Consider the following 17,465-nt stretch of genomic DNA (forward strand, 5'->3'; position numbering starts at 1 on the left):
GGCGGCCAGAAGTATCCGGACTGGCGCGTTCTTTCCCTTGCCATGGCCTGACGATACTCCGAGCCAAACCTTCGGTACAGCCACTGCCCCTAAACTGGATTGGTGCAATCCTCCCTTTGGCTGGCCCTGGCCGGCGCCGGCGTCCTGATCAGCTTCACTCCCGGAGCCGGTGCCATCAACACCATGAGCAACTCGCTGAATTCGGGATTCCGGCGGTCCATCTGGGGAATCCTGGGCCAGCAGGCTGCACTGGTGGTCCACGTGCTGATCGTGGCATTGGGCGTGGGCGTCCTGGTGGCCAGCTCCCCCGTGGCATTCAACGTAATCCGGTATGCAGGGGCCGCCTATCTGGTCTACCTGGGCATCCGGCAGTTCCTGCACAAGCCCGACCTGGACCAGGAGAAAGCGGCCGAACTCCGCAACGAACCGGCCCCCTCCATGTTCCGCCGCGGCCTCTGGGTCAATCTGCTGAACCCCAAAGCCATCATCTTTTTCCTGGCCTTTATGCCGCAGTTCATCCGGCCGGAACAGCCGCTGCTGCCCCAGTATTTGGTCCTGACTGCCACCGTGGTGATCATCGACATCCTAGTCATGTGGTTCTTCTTCGCCGCCGCGGCCAAATCGTTCCAGCGGTTTACGCACAACGCGCGCGGGCAGAAGATCCTGAACCGGACGTTCGGCGTGCTGTTCGTGGCCGTCGGGATCATGCTCGCCCTGATCCACTAGCAGCAGGGTTACAAAGGCGGGGCTGCAACTGTCCGTTCGCGGGCGTGAGCTTCCTCAGGTCCGCTTTCCGGATCTTGCCGCTCGCGGTCCTGGGCATCTCGTCCACGAACACCACCGATTTGGGAATCTTGTAGCGGGCCAGGCGGCCGTCCAGGTGTGCCCGCAGCTGCTCTTCGCTCAGCTGCGCCCCGTCCCGCAGGAGCACCACGGCCCGCGGCACTTCGCCCCATTTTTCGTCCGGCACACCGATTACCGCCACACTGCCGACGGCGTCGAGCTCCGTGATGGCCTGCTCCACCTCGGCCGGATAGATGTTCTCGCCGCCGGAGATGATCATGTCCTTGAGCCGGTCCGAGATGAACACGAAGCCGCCGTCATCCTTATAGCCCATGTCGCCGGACTTGAACCAGCCGTCCCCGGTGTAGGAGTCGGCGGTCGAGTCGGGCCGGTTCCAGTATTCGTGGATGACGTTGGGGCCCTTGATCTGGATCTCGCCCACCGTGCCCGGTTCCGCGGAGCCTGCATCCGGATCAGCCAGGTCGGTTATCCGGACGTCCGTGAAGAAGTGCGGCAGTCCGGACGATCCGGCCTTGTCCCGGGACCGTGCCGCCGGCAGCGTGGTGGCGCCCGGTGCCGTCTCAGTCATCCCGTAGCCGTTCGAGAACCGCAGCCCGCGCTTCTCGTAGGCATCCAGGACGCGCAACGGCACGGCAGACCCGCCGCAGGTCAGCTTGTTCAGGGAGCTGAGATCCGTGGCGTCCCAGGCGGGATGTTCGCAGAGCATCTGGTAGGTGGTGGGCACCCCGCTGATGGTGGTGGCCCGGTGCCGTTCGATGAGCTGGAGGGTCCGGAGCGGATCGAATTTGGGCTCCAGGACCACGGTGCCGCCCTTCAGCAACGTGGGCAGGACGCCCATGTCCAGGGACGCCACGTGGAACATCGGGGAGATCATCAGGGCAACGTCCGTGGAGGCGAAGTCGAAATCGACGATCACGTTGATGCAGTTCCAGGTGATGTTTCCGTGGGTCAGCAGGGCGCCCTTGGGATGCCCGGTGGTGCCTGAGGTGTAGAGGATCATGGCGCCGTCATCCAGGGCCACCGGCTCGTCCGGGGCTACCTCCGCGCCGGACGCGACGACGTCCTCATAGTCCTCGGCCGCCGTCGTGCCTTCCTCCCGGGTGCCACCGGGGGAACGGTCGACGGCGATCCGCCGGCGCACCGCCGTCCCTGCACCGCCGCGGACCGCCAGTTCCGACAGGCTGTCCGCGTGCACCAGGAGGACGGCACCACAGTCCTGCAGCTGGAACTGGATTTCGGGCGGGGCCAGCCGTGTATTGAGCGGCACGAAGATGGCGCCCAGGGTGCCGCAGGCGAAGAGTGTCTCCAGGAAGGACGGATCGTTCTCCCCCAGGTAGGCCACCCGGTCGCCGCGGCCCACGCCGCGGTCCCGGAAGGCGTTGGCGAGCCGGGCGGAGCGTTCGGCCAGTTGCTCGTAGCTGAGCTCCCGGTCTCCGGCGATGATTGCTGTCTTGTTGCCCGACTTCGGGCGGCGCCGTTGCAGCCACGAGCCGATGCCAAAATTTTCCACGGCAAATCCTTTCTAATTAGACGGTAGTCCTTGGCGGCCGGATCAGGGCCGGACAGTCTCGAGATCGTTGTTCTTGGGTTCCCGGGTCAGCAGGATGAAGACGATCGAGACCACCGACATGATGGCCAGGTACCAGACCACGGAGCCGGTGTTCTGGCCGGAATCCTTGAAGATCTGCGCCACGATGCCGGGCGTGAAACCTGCACCGAGCAGCGTTGCCAGCTGGTAGCCCAGCGAGGCGCCCGTGTAGCGGGACGTGGTGCCGAACTGTTCGGAGACGAAGGCCGCTAGCGGGCCGAACAGTGTGGAGTGGATCATCAGGCCCACGGCGAACGCCACGAAGATCAGCATGATGTTGTTGGAGGACAGCAGCTGGAACATCGGCACGAGGTAGGCGATGAACAGCACGAGTCCGCCCACCATCACCGGACGCCGGCCCAGCTTGTCCGAGAGCCTCCCGCCCAGGACCACAAAAACGATGGAGACCAGGGAGGCCGCGGCGTAGGCGTAAAGCACGCCCTGGCGGTCGGCGCCCTTGGAGACGGCGAACGTCACCGCAAACGTTGCCAGCACCACCTGCAGGGCGAACCCTGCGGCTCCGGCCAGCATAGTGAAGACCAGCGTCTTGGGGCGGCGGAGCACCTGGAGGAGGGGAATTTCACGGCGGGCCGGGGCGGCGCCGCCGGTCCCCGGCGCCCCGTCGGCCTGCTCCCGCTTCTCCTGCTCCAGCGCCGCCTTGAAGATGGGGCTCTCGGACACCTTGAGGCGGACAAACATGCCCACGCCCAGCAGCACGAAGGAGAGGAGGAACGGTACACGCCAGCCCCAGGCGAGGAACTGGTCGTTCGGCAGCGAAGAGAACGCGCCCATGATGAACGTGCCCAGCACGGCGCCCGTCGGCGCACCGGCGTTTACGAACGACGCCGCAAAGCCCCGCCGTCCGGACTCCGAATGTTCCAGCGCCATCAGGGCGGCCCCGCCCCATTCGCCGCCGACGGCGATGCCTTGGAAGACGCGGAGGATTACCAGCATCACGGCGCCCCACGGACCTGCCACGGATGCACCCGGGACCAGGCCGATCAGGGTGGAGGCCACGCCCATGACCAGCATGGACACGATGAGCATTCCCTTGCGGCCCAGCCTGTCACCGAAGTGGCCGAAGATGACGCCGCCGAGCGGGCGTGCCACGTAGCCGGCGGCGAAGGTGCCGTAGGCGGCCACGACGCCTACCCAGTCGTCCATTCCGGAGAAGAAGACCTTGGGGAAGACCACCGCGGCGGCCGTGGCGTAGAGGAGGAAGTCGTAGTACTCGATGGTGCTGCCCAGATAGCTGGAGGCGATGACCGTGCGCGCTTCCTTGCGGCGTTCGGCAGTACCCATGGCTTGGAGCTGAGTGAGTCCGGACATGGCTGTTCCTTAGGACAGAGGGACAAAACGGGAGGGTTACTTGCGGGAGCGGTGGACCTTTTGAAGCGGACTACTTGTAGAAGCGGGCCAGGAATTCGGCCACGACGGCGGGACGTTCCTGGCCTTCAATCTGGATGGTGTTGGCAACCTTGATCTGGGCGCCGCCCTTGACCTCGGTGACTTCGGCGATGGTGGCCTGCATGCGGATCCGCGAGCCCACCTTCACCGGCGAGGTGAAACGGACCTTGTCCAGGCCGTAGTTCACCTTGGTGGTGACGCCGTCGACGTCGAACAGCTCGCCCCAAAACGGGATGATGAGCGAGAGCGTGAGGAAGCCGTGGGCGATCGGGGCGCCGAACGGGCCGTCCTTGGCGCGTTCCGGGTCCACGTGGATCCACTGGTCATCGCCGGTGGCGTCGGCGAATTTGTTGATCTGTTCCTGGGTGATTTCGCGGTATTCGGTCACGCCGAGGTCGGTTCCGGCGAGCGTGAGCAGTTTGTCGAAGTCGACGACGAGATTGGGCATCTTTGCCTCCTGTGGTGGGTTTTTGGAGTTGCGGAAGTACGACGTCGGTGCGGTGCAGCCGCCGTCGGGGTTCAGTTGTGGTCAGGTGTCGGTCAGTGCTGCGTCAGCGGGCGAAGGCGCTTTCGCCGGTGAGGGCGCGGCCCACGATGAGGGCGTTGATTTCGTGGGTGCCTTCGTAGGAGTAGACGGCTTCGGCGTCGGCGTGGAACCTGGCGACGTCGGATTCGAGGGTGATGCCGTTGCCGCCCACCACTTCGCGGGCCAGGGCCACGGTTTCGCGCATCAGCAGGGATGTCTGCATTTTTGCCAGGGCGGAGTCCTGGTCGCGGTAGATGCCCTTGGCTTGCTGTTCGGTGAGCCGGACCACCAGGGACAGGGAGGCCGTGACGTTGCCGAGCATCCGGGCGAGTTTTTCCTGGACCAGCTGGAAGGATCCCAGCGGGCGGCCGAACTGCCGGCGTTCCGTGACGTACCGCAGGGCGGCTTCGAACGCGCCGGCCTGGATGCCGGTGGCGATCCAGGCGACGTCCGATCGCATGGCCCGGAGCATCGCGGCCACGTCCTTGAAGGAGTTCACGTTGTGCAGGCGCCTGGACTCGGGAACACGGACGCCGCCGAGGGTGATGTGGGCGTTCTGCATCATCCTCAGCGCCGTCTTGCCGTGGATCTTCTCCAGCGTCACGCCGTCCGCCTGCCGGTCAACGAGGAAGGCCTTGACCTGCCCGTCGGCCACGTCGCGGGCGAACACCGCGAGCACGTCGGCCGTGGCGGCTCCCCCGATCCAGCGCTTGGCGCCGTCCAGGATCCAGGAGTCCCCCTCGCGGCGGACGCTGGTGGAGAGTCCGCCGGCGATGTCCGATCCGGAGTCAGGTTCGGTGAGCGAGAAGACGCCTTTGAGCGAGAAGTCGATGACCTTCGGCATCCATTCGGCCTGCTGCTCCGCCGAAGCGCCCACGCGGATGGCTGTACGGAACAGCCCGGCCTGCGCGGTGTACCAGGTGGCCAGCGACGCGTCGGTGCGGGCCAGCTCGAAAATCCGGAAGCCCTGGTAGATGCCTCGGGCCGCCCCGCGGTCCGGACCCGCTCCTGTGAGGTCAGCGGGCTCCATCAGGTCCAAGTCGATCAGCGGCTGCGCAAGCCGGGTGGGGAACTCGCCCCGCTCCCAGTACTCGGCTAGCAGCGGCTGCGCCTCCCGGCCCAGGAAGCTCCGCAGCCGTCCCAGCACGCGGCGTTCCGCCTCGGTGAGGAGGGACTCGGCGTCGTAATAGTCGCAGACGCCGTAGAGCCGGGTCTTTTCGGCAATAGACGTCTGCTCAGCTGTGGCGGTACTCATCTCAGCCGTCCAGTCCGAGCAGGCGCACGGCGTTGTGTTTGAGGATTTTCGGCCGGACCTCGTCCTTGAGCGGAAGGTCCGCAAACGCGGCCAGCCATTTCTGCGGCGTGATGAGCGGGAAGTCCGTGCCGAACAGGACCTTGTCCTGCAGCACGGAATTGGACATCCGCACCAGCGACTCCGGGAAGTACTTGGGCGACCAGCCGGAGAGGTCGATGAACACGTTGGCCTTGTGCGTGGCGATGGAGTTGGCCTCGTCCTGCCACGGCACGGAGGGGTGCGCCATGATGATCTGCAGTTCCGGGAAGTCCGCGGCCACGGCATCAAGCAGGAGCGGGTTGGAGTAGGCCAGCTTGATGCCGTAGCCGCCGGGCAGCCCGGCGCCCATGCCGTTCTGCCCGGTGTGGAAGATGGCCGGCAGGCCCAGTTCCTGAAGCGTCTCCCACAGCGGATAGAACTGCTGATCGGAGGGGTCGAAGCCCTGCAGGCTGGGATGGAACTTGAAGCCGCGGGCGCCCAGGTCGATGGCCTGGCGTTTGGCCCCCTGGATGGCTTCGGCGCCGGTGCGCGGATCGACGCTGCCGAACGGGATCAGCACGTCGTTGTTCCGGGCCGCGCCTGCGATCAGGTCCTCGATGCTGTTGGGCTCGTGCTTCAGCTGGGTGCGGGCGTCCACGGTGAACACGACGGCGGCCATGTTCAGTTCGCGGTATACCTCGGCAATGCGGTCCAGCGACGGGGTGCGGTCCTCGGACTTGAAGTACTTGGCGGAAGCCTCGGTGAGGGCCGGCGGCAAGGACTCGTGGCCGTGGCCGTCCACTTCGAGGTGGACGTGCATGTCGATCGCGTCGAGCTTCGAGGCGTCGATGCCGAGCTCGTAGCGGGCAGCAGTCATGGCTAGCCGACCTTCGCAGGCAGTGGCTCGTTCTGCGCAGGACGTGCTTCCGGCTGCAGTTCTTCGGGCAGCGGGAGGAATTCCTCGCCCACGGACTGCAGCTTGCCGCCGAAGAGCGGGCCGAAGTTCTCTACGAGGTCCTCGTAGCGCCAGCCACCCTCGCGGTATTCGGTGGCCGCGGCCTCGGGGTGGGTCCAGAGCTGCAGCCGGTCGCCGCCGGCGCCGATGGCCTGGCCGGTAATGCCGGCCGCCTCGTCGGAGGCGAGGAACGCCACCAGTCCGGAGACGTCGTCGGCCGTTCCGAAACCGAGCCCGTGGCGGAAGAAGGCCGGCATGGCCTCGCCGCGCTCGTCTGCTTCCACGGCTTTTTGGAAGTAGGGGACGGTCTTGGTCATGGCCGTGGCGGCCACCGGGATGACGGCGTTGGCGGTTACGCCGGCCTTCTTCATTTCCAGCGCCCAGGTGCGGACCATACCAACAATGCCGGCCTTCGCGGCGGCGTAGTTTGTCTGGCCGAAGTTTCCGCGCTGCCCGGTGGGCGAGCCGATGGTGATGATCCGGCCGGCGATGCCGTTCTCCTTGAAGTAGGCGAACGCTTCCCGGACGCATGTGAAGGTGCCGCGGAGGTGGACGTTGATGACGGCGTCGAAGTCCTCGTCGGTCATCTTCAGCAGGCTCTTGTCCCGCAGGATGCCCGCGTTGGTGACCAGGATGTCCAGGCGGCCGAACTCCGTAATGGCTGCCTGCACCAGCTGTTTGGCAACCTCCGTATTTCCGACGGGAGCAACGACGGCGGCGGCCCTCCCGCCGTCGGCCTCGATGGTCCGGACTGCTTCGGCAGCCACCTCGGCGTCGACGTCGTTGATGACGACGGCGGCGCCCTGGCGGGCGAGTTCCCGGGCGTAGGCCAGGCCCAGGCCCCGACCGCTTCCGGTGACGATTGCTACTTTGCCTGACAGGCTCATGGCTGCTCCTTTGCTAGCTGACCTTGTGCATCCCGGCCGTCGGCGTGGGATGCTGTTCTGTATCCATGAAAATATGGATAGTTGAAAATGTCAACGATTTATTTTGAGGATTATTGGAGTTGGCCATGACGATCGAGACACAGGGCGATCAGCGGACCGGGCAGGCGCACAAGCTTCTGGCCGCGTCCATCAGCCAGGATTTGGGCTTCCTGCTGGCCAAGCTGCATGCCGCGGGGTCCGTACTGAACAACAGGGCACTGGCCGAGTTCGACCTCAAGGAGCGTTCCTACTCGGTCCTGATCCTGGCAAACAGCGGACTGGAGCCGACGCAGCGCGAAATGGCGGACTTCCTCAGCCTGGATCCCAGCCAGATTGTGGCCCTAGTGGATGAGCTGGAAAAGCGGGGCCTCGTGGTGAGGGCGCCCGGCAGGCAGGACCGCCGCGCAAAGACCGTAACGGCCACCACCAAGGGAGGAAAGCTGCTCGATGAGGCCGGCGAGGCCGCCCGAAGAGCTGAAGCGGAAGTGCTCGACGGCCTGCCCGCGGAGGAATCGGCCCAGCTCAAGGCCTTGCTCCGCAAGGCGTTGTGGGGTGCCGGCCTGCCTGAATAAGGCCGCTAACCCGGAGCCGGAATACCGCAGTCGCAGTCGCAGTCTGCAACGCATGGCATTCCGCGGGCGTGAGGAACCACCACCGGGAGTCCCGCCCTGGACAAAAGCGCGCCGGTCGGAAGGGCCGACGGCGACTGGGGACAGCCCGGGTCTCAGCGGGCTTTTTCGCCGCCGGCCCCATAACAATTTTAGGAGATTCCACCCCGCCGCGGGCGAGTGGACGCTACCCGTTTTCTCCGGTTCGCTTAGGCGGACTCGGTTCCGGCCACGCGCCCCTCGGCACGGGCGGAACGGCGGTTCCGGAGCCAGCGGCGGAGGAGGTCAACCATGGCAAGCAGTCCTGCCAGGGGCGAAAGAACCGCTGCGGCGTAGACGAAGAGCAGCCACGTGAGCGTGGCGATCGGGGGCTGGTTGGTGCTGAGGAGTGACAGGCCGCCGAAGAGGGCCACCGTCCAAAAAATCACAACGCCGAAGAGCACCGCCGCAGCAGGGAAATACTCGTTCGTCACTACGGTCATCACAGTATTCAATGCTCTTCCTCCTGACTGGTTTGGCGCCGGAAATCACCGCGTCAATCTCAGTATGGGGGCAGCGAAACCCGGAACCCGGCAGGACGCAGAAACCGTGACGAAAATAACCTCGGTCCCGCTTTCCGCGGTGGTCTCCGTCCCCCGCGATAACTACTGGACACTCAGCCGGTCCCGGACCGCCGAGTGGTGGCATGATGGGCGCATGAGCCGAGTCACGTGCGACCTGACCATCTCCCTGGACGGTTTCCTCGCCGGCCCGAACCAAAGCCTGGCGGAGCCCCTTGGCGAGGGCGGAGAGCTCCTGCACAGGTGGATGTTCGAAGAACCCGAGGCCAACGCCGCCGCCCTCGAAGGCATCCTCGCGGCCGGTGCGTACATCATGGGACGGAACATGTTCGCAGGGCCCGGACCCGGGACGTGGGACGCGGACTGGCGGGGATGGTGGGGCGAGGAGCCGCCGTATCACGCACCGGTGTTCGTCCTCACGCACCAGGCACGCGAGCCACTGGAGATGCAGGGCGGCACCACGTTCAACTTCGTGACCGATGGGATCGAATCGGCGCTGGCCCAGGCGCGGAAAGCCGCCGGCAGCAAGGACGTGGCAATTGCCGGCGGAGCACAGACTGTCCAGCAATACCTCTCGGCAGGGCTGATCGACGAGCTGCGGCTCCACTCTTCGCCCATGATCCTGGGGGCGGGCGAGCGGCTGCTCGACGGCGTCGCGAACCTCAGGCTGGAGCCGACGGAAGTGAGCGGTACCGGCCTCGTCACCCACGTGCGCTATCGGGTGATCCACTAAAAGGCTGGCGCTCAAGGCCCCCGTTCCGTTGGGCGATGCACCATAGGATGGGACTGTGCCGATCCTCCCGAAAGAGCGTGACCCCCGGCTGATCACCATCCGTCGCGGGGGAACTCTGACGGACGAACACCACCGGCTGTTGGCTGACTGGGCCCTCGTGTGCGCCGAGCACGTGCTGCATCTGTTCGAGGACCATCAGCCAGGTGACAGCCGGCCACGCGACGCCATCGATGTCGGTCGGGCCTGGATCCGCGGTGAGGTGCCTATGGGTGACGCGCACCGAGCGGCTTTCCAAGCGAATGCCGCGGCGCGCGGGATGCCCGACCCGGCGAAGTTCGCTGCACTGTCGGCGGGCCAGGCGGTTGCGGTGGCTCACGTCGCCGCCCATGACCTGGGTGCTGCTGCGTACGCCATCCGGGCGGCCGGTGCAGGTGTCCCAGCCGACGAGGCAGCGCAGGCCAGGGCCAGGGAACGTGAGTGGCAGCGGGGTCGCCTCCCTGCCGCCGTCAGTGAGCTCGTTCTCGACGATCAACAACGGCGAAGTGCCATCTGCTGGCACGTCTTCGACGACTGATCCCAGGCCTGCCGCTCATCCGCCGATCGCCGTAACCTGCGCGACTATGAGGGAGAGCTCGAGTCCGAGGCACGCCCGGAGGGGATCCGCACCATGCGGATCACCCGCACGCCGTCCTCCATGTTCACGGTCCCGTCCGCCACGAATCCGTGCTTGCGATAGAACGCCTGCGCCCGAGGATTCGGATCAGCAACCCAGAGCGCTGCCGAATCGTGCGGGCCGATGACGGCATCCAGGAGGACGGCCCCCGTACCGGTCCCATGCTCAGCCGCGACGACGTACAACACGTAGAGCTGCGTGCCCCACTGCGACTCGGAGTTCTGCGCGGGCCCCGCCATCGCGATCCCGATCACGTCGCCGTCGCGCTCGGCCAGCGCGACGCGGTTCGCGCGGTAGCGCTCATCGCTGAGCATGGCAGTCCAGAACCGTTCGCGGGCGGCCGGCAACGCCGGGTCGTCAAGGACGTGATCCGCCATCAGCCCGCGGTACGTCTCCCGCCACGACCGCACGTTCACACGCGCCATCTCGGCAGCGTCCTCGACGCGCGCCTGACGGACCCTCACCTGCGTACTCATGGGCGAAACCCTACCGGCTGCTGCGCCCGAGAAGCCGCCACATTACAGTGCCCGTCCGCAGCCGGCCCTTTAGTTTCCGCCGGTCGAGTAGTGGAGCAAAACCACACCGTTGCCGAACGTCCGCGTCCCCTTGAGCCTGAGGTCCATCCGGACGTCAGGGGCCTCGAACAGGGGCCGGCCCTGCCCCAGAACCACGGGATGGACGAGAATCCGGAATTCGTCGATCAGGCCGTGCCGCATGAAGGCGGCGGCCAAATTGGCGCCGCTTAGGGCGATATCGCCGCCGGGCTGCGCCTTCAGTTCCGCGATCTTTTCAGGCACGACGTCGTGAACCACCGTGGCGTGCCGGCCCGCCTGCGTGAGGGTCCGCGAGAACACGAACTTGGGCATGTCGCGCCAGATCCCGGCGAACTCGAGCATAGGCGCCGAGATGTCCGGATCCTGGTCGGCAGCGGGCCAGTACCCGGTCATCAGCTCATGAGTGACCCGCCCGAACATGAAAGCTCCCATCGTCCGGAACTGCTCGTTCAAGTGGCGGAGGAGCTCGTCATCCACCAGGTGCCAGCTGATGTCCCGGTCGGGCGTCTCGAAGAATCCGTCCAAGGAGACCGACATCATCAGGATGATCTTGCGCATTCGCGTACCTCCAGCTGCGGCGAACCGCCGCTGTGGCCGCCGTCGTATCTTCCAGTGAAGCACTCCCGGATCCGGCGGAACAGGACATGATCAAGCCGGCAGCCCAGGCAGTTCTCCGTCCCTGACTCCGGTCGGCCGATTACCGTGGCCCGCTGCTTAGCTCCCCAGGGCTTCTGCGATCTGCTGGGCTGACTGGGAGGGCGTGAGGTGGGTGGTGTCGATAACCTCAGCTTCAGCGTGAAGCCATGTTCGGGCAGCTTGGGCATACGGTTCCAGATAGTTGAGACGGAACGGGGAAGGGATGGCGTGGTCCCCAGCTATCCGGGCATAGAGGGTGTCCTGGTCGGCGTGGATCACGAAGTGCCGTACTGGAATGGCATGGTGAGCCAGACCGTCGCTAATTTCGCGCCAATACTCTTCTACCAAAACGGTCATGGGCATCACCAGCGTGCCGCCAGTGTAGTCAAGTACACGTTTTGCGGTCTCCACAACGAGGGGTCGCCATGGCGGCCAGTGCTGGAAATTATCCGCGGCGGGCAGGCCGGGAGAGATATCCATGAGAGTTTCACCAACCTTCTCGGCGTCGAACACTCTCGAATCGGGAATGAGCTGCTGCACAAGGGCACTCGTTGTCGTTTTACCTGCACCGTGGGTGCCGTTGAGCCATACGATCATGGCACCAAACGCTAGCAGTGCCATGTCCGACGCAAAGGGGTTTGCACCGCGCCCGGCTGATAGGTGGTGTTCCCTGTGAAAAGAACCCGACAGCGTGCGGCCACCTGGCGGGGTGTACTGGTGGACCTCCAAGTAGGAATCCACCACGTTTCAGGGGTGAGTGGGTTCGCCGCAGCTCACCTTCCGTCGGCTGGGTCCAAGGTTGTGAAGCCGCCAAGTGGTTCGATGCCGCTGAAGAAGGCCATGTTCTCCAGATTGTTGCGGGTGAAAAGCTCTGTGTAGGTCATCCTCATCTGTAGGGATGGCCTGTGCCCCGCCATATTGAATCCAGCCCAGGCTTGGATTTCGGGGTCAATCCCTACTCCAGTAAGGTCGGCTTCGATAGCGAAGCGCGAGATTGCTTTGCTCGTGGTGAAGCGTCCGATTACAAGCTCGCCAACGATGTGGTGGTAGGGCTTCACTGATTCGTCAAAAGTAGCCGTCACGCCGTCGGGCAGGCGCAGACGGATTCGATGCGCACCGGCCCTCTCCAACCCCACGTGCAAGCTTCGGTGTCGATCGATGCGGGCAAGTTCGTGGACCCAATAGAAGAGGTTGCTTTCCGGCCCGTGAGGAGACTGATAAGGCTGGGCTGCCTCAACCTTGTCCAAAATGTCTTCCGGGACGCCGGCCAACCGCTTACGTTGGCTTGCGTACTCCTTCGCGGTCGAGCAGATTGGGTATTGGATTCGTTCAGCCAGCGGAGGCGGACCTTGTCCAGTGGCCGATGCAACCCACGCATAGAGACCGTTATCCAGGGCAGCGCGAACCGTCGCGAGCCAATCGCTGAATGCCAGCGATAGCTGCCCAGGTGCCTGCTCGCGTGTGACGGCCTTCCTGGAAGCGATAAATCTCCCATCACCCCTGGGATATCGACGTCCGGAACGTTACTCCGACTACGTTTGAAATCTTGACACCCCTGCGTGAAGCCTGCTGCTAACTGCGATCAGCTGCCCGGGCGTTCCTAGCGTCCACTTCCAGTAGAAAAAGGTCGGCCAGGTTCAGCCAGTCTCTGACCGGCAGCTCAGGACACCAGCCTTCTAGGAACTTCTCGGGCGTGGAATTATGAGGGTTCGGGTCGATGCCTTCCGACCGGAAGTTCTTGAACGAGGACGTCGACCTGTCCACCCGGAAGATGATGTTCCGGGGCTGGTTCACGGCGCCGAATTCGATCTTGGGGAGTGCCTCAGGTGACTGCACAGTGGGCTGCCATTGGCGCCAGGCGGACAGGAAGGGACCCTCGAAGGCGATGTTGTCCGTGGCGATGTCAGTGACGCCGCGTGCCCCGAGGGCCCCGAGAAACCCATTGGCCAGCACCATGGCGGACTGGACGCCAGCATTGTGTGTCGACGGTGGTGCCCCTCTCTCGTGGTGCTCCGCCCTTAGTGCTCAGATTGCTTCTGGCTATTTCTCCAGGGCGGGGATTCCGAGCCGGGCGCAGACCTCGGCCGGGCCGGGGATGACGGCGACGGTGTTGTCGACGACGCACGCGGTCAGGAACGGAACGTAGTGGCCGATGGCGATGCTGACCGGCCCGGACGAGAGAGGGTTGCCGTTCTGGTCCTTGTCCGCCCCCTCACGGAGGGGACGATCACCCCGAGGGCCGTCTGGAGGAGACACGAAACCCTCGGGAATGAGGTCATCGGTGACTCCGCCTTGGTTCATGATTCCGATATCCCACGCGCGACTGCACTGGTTTATTGGGTCGTTGACCTGTTGCATTCCGGCGTTCTTATCGTCCGGGTTGGGGTTGTTCTCGGTGTCGAAACCTGCGATGAAAGTCCCAGTGGTGATATAGGGAGGCCTTGTCTCCCCCGGCGACCCTATGACGGGCATTCTGGTGGTGAGGTCGGCGTGGTAGTAGCAGCGGATGTCCCGTTTGTCGTCCACCGGAGCCAATGCCACGTAGACGCCGCCGGCGGTGGTGCCGGCCAGTGCCAGCCCGGCGAAGGTCAGCATTGCCGGTTTGCGCCACCGTGGGATTAGCTTGGGCTGCCGGCTGGCTTCCTGGACGAGGAGGTTCTGGACGCGGTTTTTCGTGTCTCTCGGGTAGGTCACTTCAGACAGGTTCATGACAGCCTCGCTTCAACGATCGTCGTGTCGAGTTGTTCAATGGGCGCCAGGTCCCGGTTCATGGCGGCCAGCTTGGCCCGTGCACGATGCAGTCTCGATTTCACTGTCCCGATTCGGACGCCGAGAGCCTTGGCGGCCTCTTCCTGCCCGACGCCGTTCATCAGGCACAGGATCACGACGTCTCGTTCCCCGTCGTTAAGCCCTGCTGTCGTATCGAGCAACTCGCGGACAGCACGTTCTGCGTCGAGCCTCGAGGCGACCGATTCGGCATGGTCTGCTTCGGGTTCGCCGTGCCGGGGATCGGAGTGCGGCAGCCTGGAAAGGAAATCGGCGTGGCGCCGGGATCCCCTGGCGCGGTTGCGGTTCGCGTTCGTTGCCACTCCGAGCAGCCACGGCAGGACCGTGTCCCTCTCCGGTCTGAGTCTGTTGCGCTGCCGCCACGCCTCCAAAAAGGTGATCGAGACGAGTTCCTCCGCGTCGTGCCAGGAACCACAACGGGACAGGCAGTACCGAAAGACCGCATCGGCGTGCCTGTCGAAAAGGACCCCGAAGGCATCAGCATCGCCTGCAATGCACTTACGCCACAGGTCTTGGTCTGTTTCCCCCATTTGCCTCATGCCTTGTAGTGTCCGCAGGCGCCGAAAAGGTTCCCGATCCGCCAAAATAGTTTTCGCCGTTCCCGGGCCAGACCCCGAGTCCCTCCCCTAGCCCAGCACCGAGAGTCAAAGCTACGGCAGGCGGGACACTAAGGACGGAATGCGGAAGCTGCGCCGCAGCGCGCATCTGGATCATTCATCGGATGCAACATGGTGGAGAGTCTGCAATGTCCGGGCCAGGGTCTACACTGAATTTATCGAACATATATTCGAATAAAGGTGTGTTGTGGGCATAGTTATCGGTCCCCGCGTGATAGATGCGGGCACTTCCCTGTTGTCGGTGCTGATCTCCCCGGTACGGGTCGCGGCTGGCTACCCGTCGCCGGCGCAAGACTACTTTGACGGCCGGATCGACCTCAACGAACACCTCATCAAGGACATCACCAGCACGTATGTCGTGCGGGTGTCGGGGGACTCGATGGAGGGGGCCGGGATCAGCGACGGAGACGAACTCATCGTCAACCGGGCCCTCGACCCGAAAGACGGATCGGTGGTCATCGCCGTCCTGGACGGCGAGCTGACCATCAAGCGGCTGAGGATCACAGCATCCGGAGTAGTGCTGCAGGCGGACAACCCCCGGTATCCGGACATCCGCGTTCCAGTCCTGTCGGATCTTGTCATCTGGGGCGTAGCCACGCGGTGCCTGCACCATGTCTGACGCGCGCCTACCGGACCCGCTTGCACCGGACACGGGCCGGCGGATTGCCCTGGTGGACGTCAACTGTTTCTACGCGTCGGCGGAGCGCGCTTTCGACCCGTCGCTGGAAGGCCGCCCCCTGGTTGTCTTATCCAACAACGACGGCTGCGCGGTCACCAGGTCCCCCGAGGCCAAGGCCCTCGGCATCCCCATCGGCGAGCCGTGGTTCAAGATCGCGCCCCGCGTGAAGGAATGGGGGCTGGTGGCCAGGTCCAGCAACTACGAGCTCTACGGCGACATCAGCTCACGCGTCATGGACCGTGCACTGTTGCAACAAATGCAACTTTCCACGTTTGCAACAGCACACTAATTGCGGTGACGCGAGGTGCCGCAATCGACGTTATCAAGGAAATTCCACGGCCAATGCGGTGTGATTTGACGTGGTGATGCATCCATCCGTACTTTGTTGTATCTAATGCAACATAACCAGAACGCTGCGCCCGCCTTGAGGCTACTGTCGTCGGCGTCGAACGTCGCGATGATGAATCCTGAACAGACAGTTTTCGAGGCGATGATCGACGGTTGGCGGAACCAGCAGCAAAGCCGGGGCCTGAGAGCAGCGACGATTCGGGCGCGACTGGCGATAGTTACGCGGTTCCGTGAGTTCTCCGACAAGCCTCCATGGCAGTGGAGAGTCAGCGACCTTGATGAGTTCACCGAAACCATCGGCGGTGACAAGAGGGCCCTGTCCACGATGCGGCACTATCACGGCGCAATTCGGGTCTTCTGCGAGTACCTCACGAATCCGCACTACGACTGGATGGAGATCTGCGAAGCGCAGTTCGGCGAGCTGCCCTCACAGGTGTGCCTACCGTGGAACACGGTCGCGCACCGCTTCGAGTTCGAAGGAGACGCGGCTCGGCGGCCGCTTTCCTACGAAGAAGTCCAGGTGTTGTTCGATACAGCTGATGCGCGCGTTGAGGCGCTGGTGACCTCGGGCCGGAAAGGGGCTCTCGGGGCGCTGCGCGACGCGCAGCTGCTAAAGACGGTGTATGCCTTCGGTTTGCGCCGCACGGAAGCAGTGAAGCTCGATCTGACCGACCTCCATCACAGTTCCGCGGTGCCGGGTTGGGGCCGGTTCGGTGCAGTTCATGTCCGGTGGGCGAAGGCTTCCAGGGGCAGCGCTCCGCGGAGACGAACGGTCCTGCTGGTTCCGGAGTTCGACTGGTGGGTGCAAGGAATGCAGCAGTGGGTCGAAGACGCCCGGCACAGATTCGCGCCGGGCGACCTTGAGGCAATCTGGGTCACTGAGCGGCGCACGCGCCTGACGGCTGGCTTCCTGGACCGGCGTTTCGCGGCGTTGCGGGACGAAGCGGGGTTGTCGAAGGCCCTCACACTGCACTGCCTTCGGCACTCGTACGTCACTCACCTGATCGAATTTGGTTATGCCGAGCGCTTTGTGCAGGAACAGGTCGGGCATGCGCAGGCCTCATCAACGTCGATCTACGCTTCTGTGAGTTCTGATTTCAAGAATCGGGTGCTCGCGAAGGCACTGAAAAACCTCGTAGAAGGAGACGGCCGTGACCATTGAGCTGGAGACGACCTGGAATCTCCGGTCGGTAATGGCTTCCCGGGGAATCTTCCAGACGTCGAAACTCGGCCCACTGCTCGCCGAGCGGGGAATCGACCTGTCCAGGGAGCAGGTGTACCGGCTGGTTGCCCAGACGCCGCAGCGGGTGCGCCTGGATGTGCTCTCAGCCCTCTGTGACGCGCTGGAGTGCTCCCTGGATGACCTCGTATCGATGAAGCGCAGCACGACAGCAACTCAGCGCATCGCTGTCGGCGAGCAGACACGCGGTTCAATCGGTGATCTCCGCCCGCTCCGGGCAACCGTCCGGCGTCCCGGACCAGGGCAAGTTTGACGTGGCCGACCAGAGTCCCGGGCAGCAGCTATCTGAGATCGTCTCGCACATCCAGGACACGGACCCCAAACTCCCAGCCGCAGACATCAAGACAGCCGTCATCGAGGTCGCTCCCGTCGAGCGAACCCAGCGCCTCCTCCAGCTTGCCCTGATCAAGCAGCCAGGGGTCTTGCAAGGCAAGCACCAGAACGTCCCGATCACCGTTCAAAAACTGTGTCATGCGCTCGTTGCCGCCGGCGCCACCGGCATCGTTCTTCCGGCCTGCGAAGGGTGCGGCCGGCACCTCCGGCTGCCCCAC

Annotated in this window: 22 protein-coding genes and 1 pseudogene; 8 read left to right on the forward strand and 15 right to left on the reverse strand. The window is 64.4% G+C overall.

Translation table 11 applies throughout. The annotated features are described in order from the left end of the window. Positions 1-102 precede the first annotated feature (102 nt). On the forward strand, positions 103-726 hold the full coding sequence (locus J7I79_RS02445) for a LysE family transporter (protein WP_104174742.1): 624 nt from the start codon (positions 103-105) through the stop codon (positions 724-726). On the opposite strand, the gene J7I79_RS02450 is transcribed toward J7I79_RS02445, so the two are convergent. The 6 genes from J7I79_RS02450 to J7I79_RS02475 form a co-directional block, all read right to left on the reverse strand. Further along, positions 704-2,314, reverse strand: coding sequence for a long-chain fatty acid--CoA ligase (locus J7I79_RS02450; RefSeq protein ID WP_214949758.1), 1,611 nt, complete (start codon positions 2,312-2,314; stop codon positions 704-706). The two genes, J7I79_RS02445 and J7I79_RS02450, sit on opposite strands and share 23 nt — an antisense overlap. 42 nt (positions 2,315-2,356) lie before the next feature. Beyond that, a complete protein-coding gene (locus J7I79_RS02455; protein WP_214949760.1) occupies positions 2,357-3,721 on the reverse strand; it encodes an MFS transporter in 1,365 nt (454 codons plus the stop codon). A 70-nt stretch (positions 3,722-3,791) separates the two neighbouring features. Beyond that, the gene (locus J7I79_RS02460) at positions 3,792-4,247 is read right to left on the reverse strand and encodes a MaoC family dehydratase (protein ID WP_104174745.1); all 456 of its coding nucleotides are present in this window, start codon (positions 4,245-4,247) and stop codon (positions 3,792-3,794) included. A 103-nt stretch (positions 4,248-4,350) separates the two neighbouring features. Beyond that, entirely contained in the window at positions 4,351-5,580 is a 1,230-nt protein-coding gene (locus tag J7I79_RS02465; protein WP_214949768.1) for an acyl-CoA dehydrogenase family protein, read from the reverse strand. A 1-nt stretch (position 5,581) separates the two neighbouring features. After that, positions 5,582-6,475 carry an amidohydrolase family protein gene (locus J7I79_RS02470; protein ID WP_214949770.1) on the reverse strand — a complete coding sequence of 298 codons (894 nt, stop codon included), beginning with the start codon at positions 6,473-6,475 and terminating at the stop codon, positions 5,582-5,584. A gap of 2 nt (positions 6,476-6,477) precedes the next feature. Beyond that, entirely contained in the window at positions 6,478-7,440 is a 963-nt protein-coding gene (locus tag J7I79_RS02475) for an SDR family NAD(P)-dependent oxidoreductase (RefSeq protein ID WP_214949772.1), read from the reverse strand. A gap of 125 nt (positions 7,441-7,565) precedes the next feature. Between J7I79_RS02475 and J7I79_RS02480 the strand changes: the two genes are divergently transcribed. After that, positions 7,566-8,051 carry a MarR family winged helix-turn-helix transcriptional regulator gene (locus J7I79_RS02480; protein ID WP_214949780.1) on the forward strand — a complete coding sequence of 162 codons (486 nt, stop codon included), beginning with the start codon at positions 7,566-7,568 and terminating at the stop codon, positions 8,049-8,051. Between the two features lie 245 nt (positions 8,052-8,296). Here the strand turns inward: J7I79_RS02480 and J7I79_RS02485 are convergent, their stop codons facing one another. Next, a complete protein-coding gene (locus J7I79_RS02485; RefSeq protein ID WP_251042273.1) occupies positions 8,297-8,569 on the reverse strand; it encodes a hypothetical protein in 273 nt (90 codons plus the stop codon). Between the two features lie 214 nt (positions 8,570-8,783). Between J7I79_RS02485 and J7I79_RS02490 the strand changes: the two genes are divergently transcribed. Both J7I79_RS02490 and J7I79_RS02495 read left to right on the forward strand, forming a co-directional pair. Continuing rightward, a complete protein-coding gene (locus J7I79_RS02490) occupies positions 8,784-9,380 on the forward strand; it encodes a dihydrofolate reductase family protein (RefSeq protein WP_214949783.1) in 597 nt (198 codons plus the stop codon). 55 nt (positions 9,381-9,435) lie between these two features. Further along, positions 9,436-9,954, forward strand: a complete 519-nt coding sequence (locus J7I79_RS02495; RefSeq protein ID WP_214949785.1) for a putative immunity protein — start codon at positions 9,436-9,438, stop codon at positions 9,952-9,954. 44 nt (positions 9,955-9,998) lie between these two features. On the opposite strand, the gene J7I79_RS02500 is transcribed toward J7I79_RS02495, so the two are convergent. The 7 genes from J7I79_RS02500 to J7I79_RS02530 form a co-directional block, all read right to left on the reverse strand. After that, positions 9,999-10,529 carry a GNAT family N-acetyltransferase gene (locus tag J7I79_RS02500; RefSeq protein WP_214949787.1) on the reverse strand — a complete coding sequence of 177 codons (531 nt, stop codon included), beginning with the start codon at positions 10,527-10,529 and terminating at the stop codon, positions 9,999-10,001. Between the two features lie 69 nt (positions 10,530-10,598). Further along, a complete protein-coding gene (locus J7I79_RS02505) occupies positions 10,599-11,165 on the reverse strand; it encodes a dihydrofolate reductase family protein (RefSeq protein ID WP_214949789.1) in 567 nt (188 codons plus the stop codon). A 156-nt stretch (positions 11,166-11,321) separates the two neighbouring features. Beyond that, the gene (locus J7I79_RS02510; RefSeq protein WP_214949791.1) at positions 11,322-11,840 is read right to left on the reverse strand and encodes an AAA family ATPase; all 519 of its coding nucleotides are present in this window, start codon (positions 11,838-11,840) and stop codon (positions 11,322-11,324) included. A 176-nt stretch (positions 11,841-12,016) separates the two neighbouring features. Beyond that, positions 12,017-12,514 carry a hypothetical protein gene (locus J7I79_RS02515; protein ID WP_214949793.1) on the reverse strand — a complete coding sequence of 166 codons (498 nt, stop codon included), beginning with the start codon at positions 12,512-12,514 and terminating at the stop codon, positions 12,017-12,019. 301 nt (positions 12,515-12,815) lie between these two features. Next, on the reverse strand, positions 12,816-13,199 hold the full coding sequence (locus J7I79_RS02520) for a hypothetical protein (protein ID WP_214949795.1): 384 nt from the start codon (positions 13,197-13,199) through the stop codon (positions 12,816-12,818). Positions 13,200-13,283: 84 nt separating this feature from the next. Beyond that, complete coding sequence (locus tag J7I79_RS02525; RefSeq protein ID WP_214949797.1) at positions 13,284-13,952, reverse strand: hypothetical protein; 669 nt, start codon at positions 13,950-13,952, stop codon at positions 13,284-13,286. Beyond that, on the reverse strand, positions 13,949-14,560 hold the full coding sequence (locus J7I79_RS02530) for an RNA polymerase sigma factor (RefSeq protein ID WP_214949799.1): 612 nt from the start codon (positions 14,558-14,560) through the stop codon (positions 13,949-13,951). The genes J7I79_RS02525 and J7I79_RS02530 overlap by 4 nt, the downstream gene beginning before the upstream one ends. Before the next feature lie 274 nt (positions 14,561-14,834). Between J7I79_RS02530 and J7I79_RS02535 the strand changes: the two genes are divergently transcribed. From J7I79_RS02535 to J7I79_RS02550, 4 genes and pseudogenes are all read left to right on the forward strand, one after another. Then, complete coding sequence (locus J7I79_RS02535) at positions 14,835-15,266, forward strand: LexA family transcriptional regulator (RefSeq protein ID WP_214949801.1); 432 nt, start codon at positions 14,835-14,837, stop codon at positions 15,264-15,266. Next, positions 15,259-15,564: pseudogene (locus J7I79_RS02540) on the forward strand (DNA polymerase V subunit UmuC); the annotation flags it as partial. The gene J7I79_RS02535 and the pseudogene J7I79_RS02540, both read left to right, overlap by 8 nt. 219 nt (positions 15,565-15,783) lie before the next feature. Beyond that, complete coding sequence (locus J7I79_RS02545; protein ID WP_214950060.1) at positions 15,784-16,836, forward strand: tyrosine-type recombinase/integrase; 1,053 nt, start codon at positions 15,784-15,786, stop codon at positions 16,834-16,836. After that, positions 16,826-17,167: a helix-turn-helix transcriptional regulator gene (locus J7I79_RS02550; protein ID WP_214949803.1), complete on the forward strand. Its 342-nt coding sequence runs from the start codon at positions 16,826-16,828 to the stop codon at positions 17,165-17,167. Before J7I79_RS02545 ends, J7I79_RS02550 begins: the two co-directional genes overlap by 11 nt. A 28-nt stretch (positions 17,168-17,195) precedes the next feature. Here the strand turns inward: J7I79_RS02550 and J7I79_RS02555 are convergent, their stop codons facing one another. Then, complete coding sequence (locus tag J7I79_RS02555; protein WP_214949805.1) at positions 17,196-17,465, reverse strand: hypothetical protein; 270 nt, start codon at positions 17,463-17,465, stop codon at positions 17,196-17,198.

The organism is Arthrobacter sp. ISL-69 (assembly GCF_018613775.1).
Lineage (GTDB): Bacteria > Actinomycetota > Actinomycetes > Actinomycetales > Micrococcaceae > Arthrobacter.

Coding starts and splice junctions, on each gene's coding strand:
- J7I79_RS02455 (WP_214949760.1), bottom strand. CDS start 3,721: ATGTCCGGACTCACTCAGCTCCAAGCCATGGGTACTGCCGAACGCCGC.
- J7I79_RS02460 (WP_104174745.1), bottom strand. CDS start 4,247: ATGCCCAATCTCGTCGTCGACTTCGACAAACTGCTCACGCTCGCCGGA.
- J7I79_RS02465 (WP_214949768.1), bottom strand. CDS start 5,580: ATGAGTACCGCCACAGCTGAGCAGACGTCTATTGCCGAAAAGACCCGG.
- J7I79_RS02470 (WP_214949770.1), bottom strand. CDS start 6,475: ATGACTGCTGCCCGCTACGAGCTCGGCATCGACGCCTCGAAGCTCGAC.
- J7I79_RS02475 (WP_214949772.1), bottom strand. CDS start 7,440: ATGAGCCTGTCAGGCAAAGTAGCAATCGTCACCGGAAGCGGTCGGGGC.
- J7I79_RS02480 (WP_214949780.1), top strand. CDS start 7,566: ATGACGATCGAGACACAGGGCGATCAGCGGACCGGGCAGGCGCACAAG.
- J7I79_RS02485 (WP_251042273.1), bottom strand. CDS start 8,569: ATGACCGTAGTGACGAACGAGTATTTCCCTGCTGCGGCGGTGCTCTTC.
- J7I79_RS02490 (WP_214949783.1), top strand. CDS start 8,784: ATGAGCCGAGTCACGTGCGACCTGACCATCTCCCTGGACGGTTTCCTC.
- J7I79_RS02500 (WP_214949787.1), bottom strand. CDS start 10,529: ATGAGTACGCAGGTGAGGGTCCGTCAGGCGCGCGTCGAGGACGCTGCC.
- J7I79_RS02505 (WP_214949789.1), bottom strand. CDS start 11,165: ATGCGCAAGATCATCCTGATGATGTCGGTCTCCTTGGACGGATTCTTC.
- J7I79_RS02510 (WP_214949791.1), bottom strand. CDS start 11,840: ATGATCGTATGGCTCAACGGCACCCACGGTGCAGGTAAAACGACAACG.
- J7I79_RS02520 (WP_214949795.1), bottom strand. CDS start 13,199: ATGGTGCTGGCCAATGGGTTTCTCGGGGCCCTCGGGGCACGCGGCGTC.
- J7I79_RS02525 (WP_214949797.1), bottom strand. CDS start 13,952: ATGAACCTGTCTGAAGTGACCTACCCGAGAGACACGAAAAACCGCGTC.
- J7I79_RS02530 (WP_214949799.1), bottom strand. CDS start 14,560: ATGGGGGAAACAGACCAAGACCTGTGGCGTAAGTGCATTGCAGGCGAT.
- J7I79_RS02545 (WP_214950060.1), top strand. CDS start 15,784: ATGATGAATCCTGAACAGACAGTTTTCGAGGCGATGATCGACGGTTGG.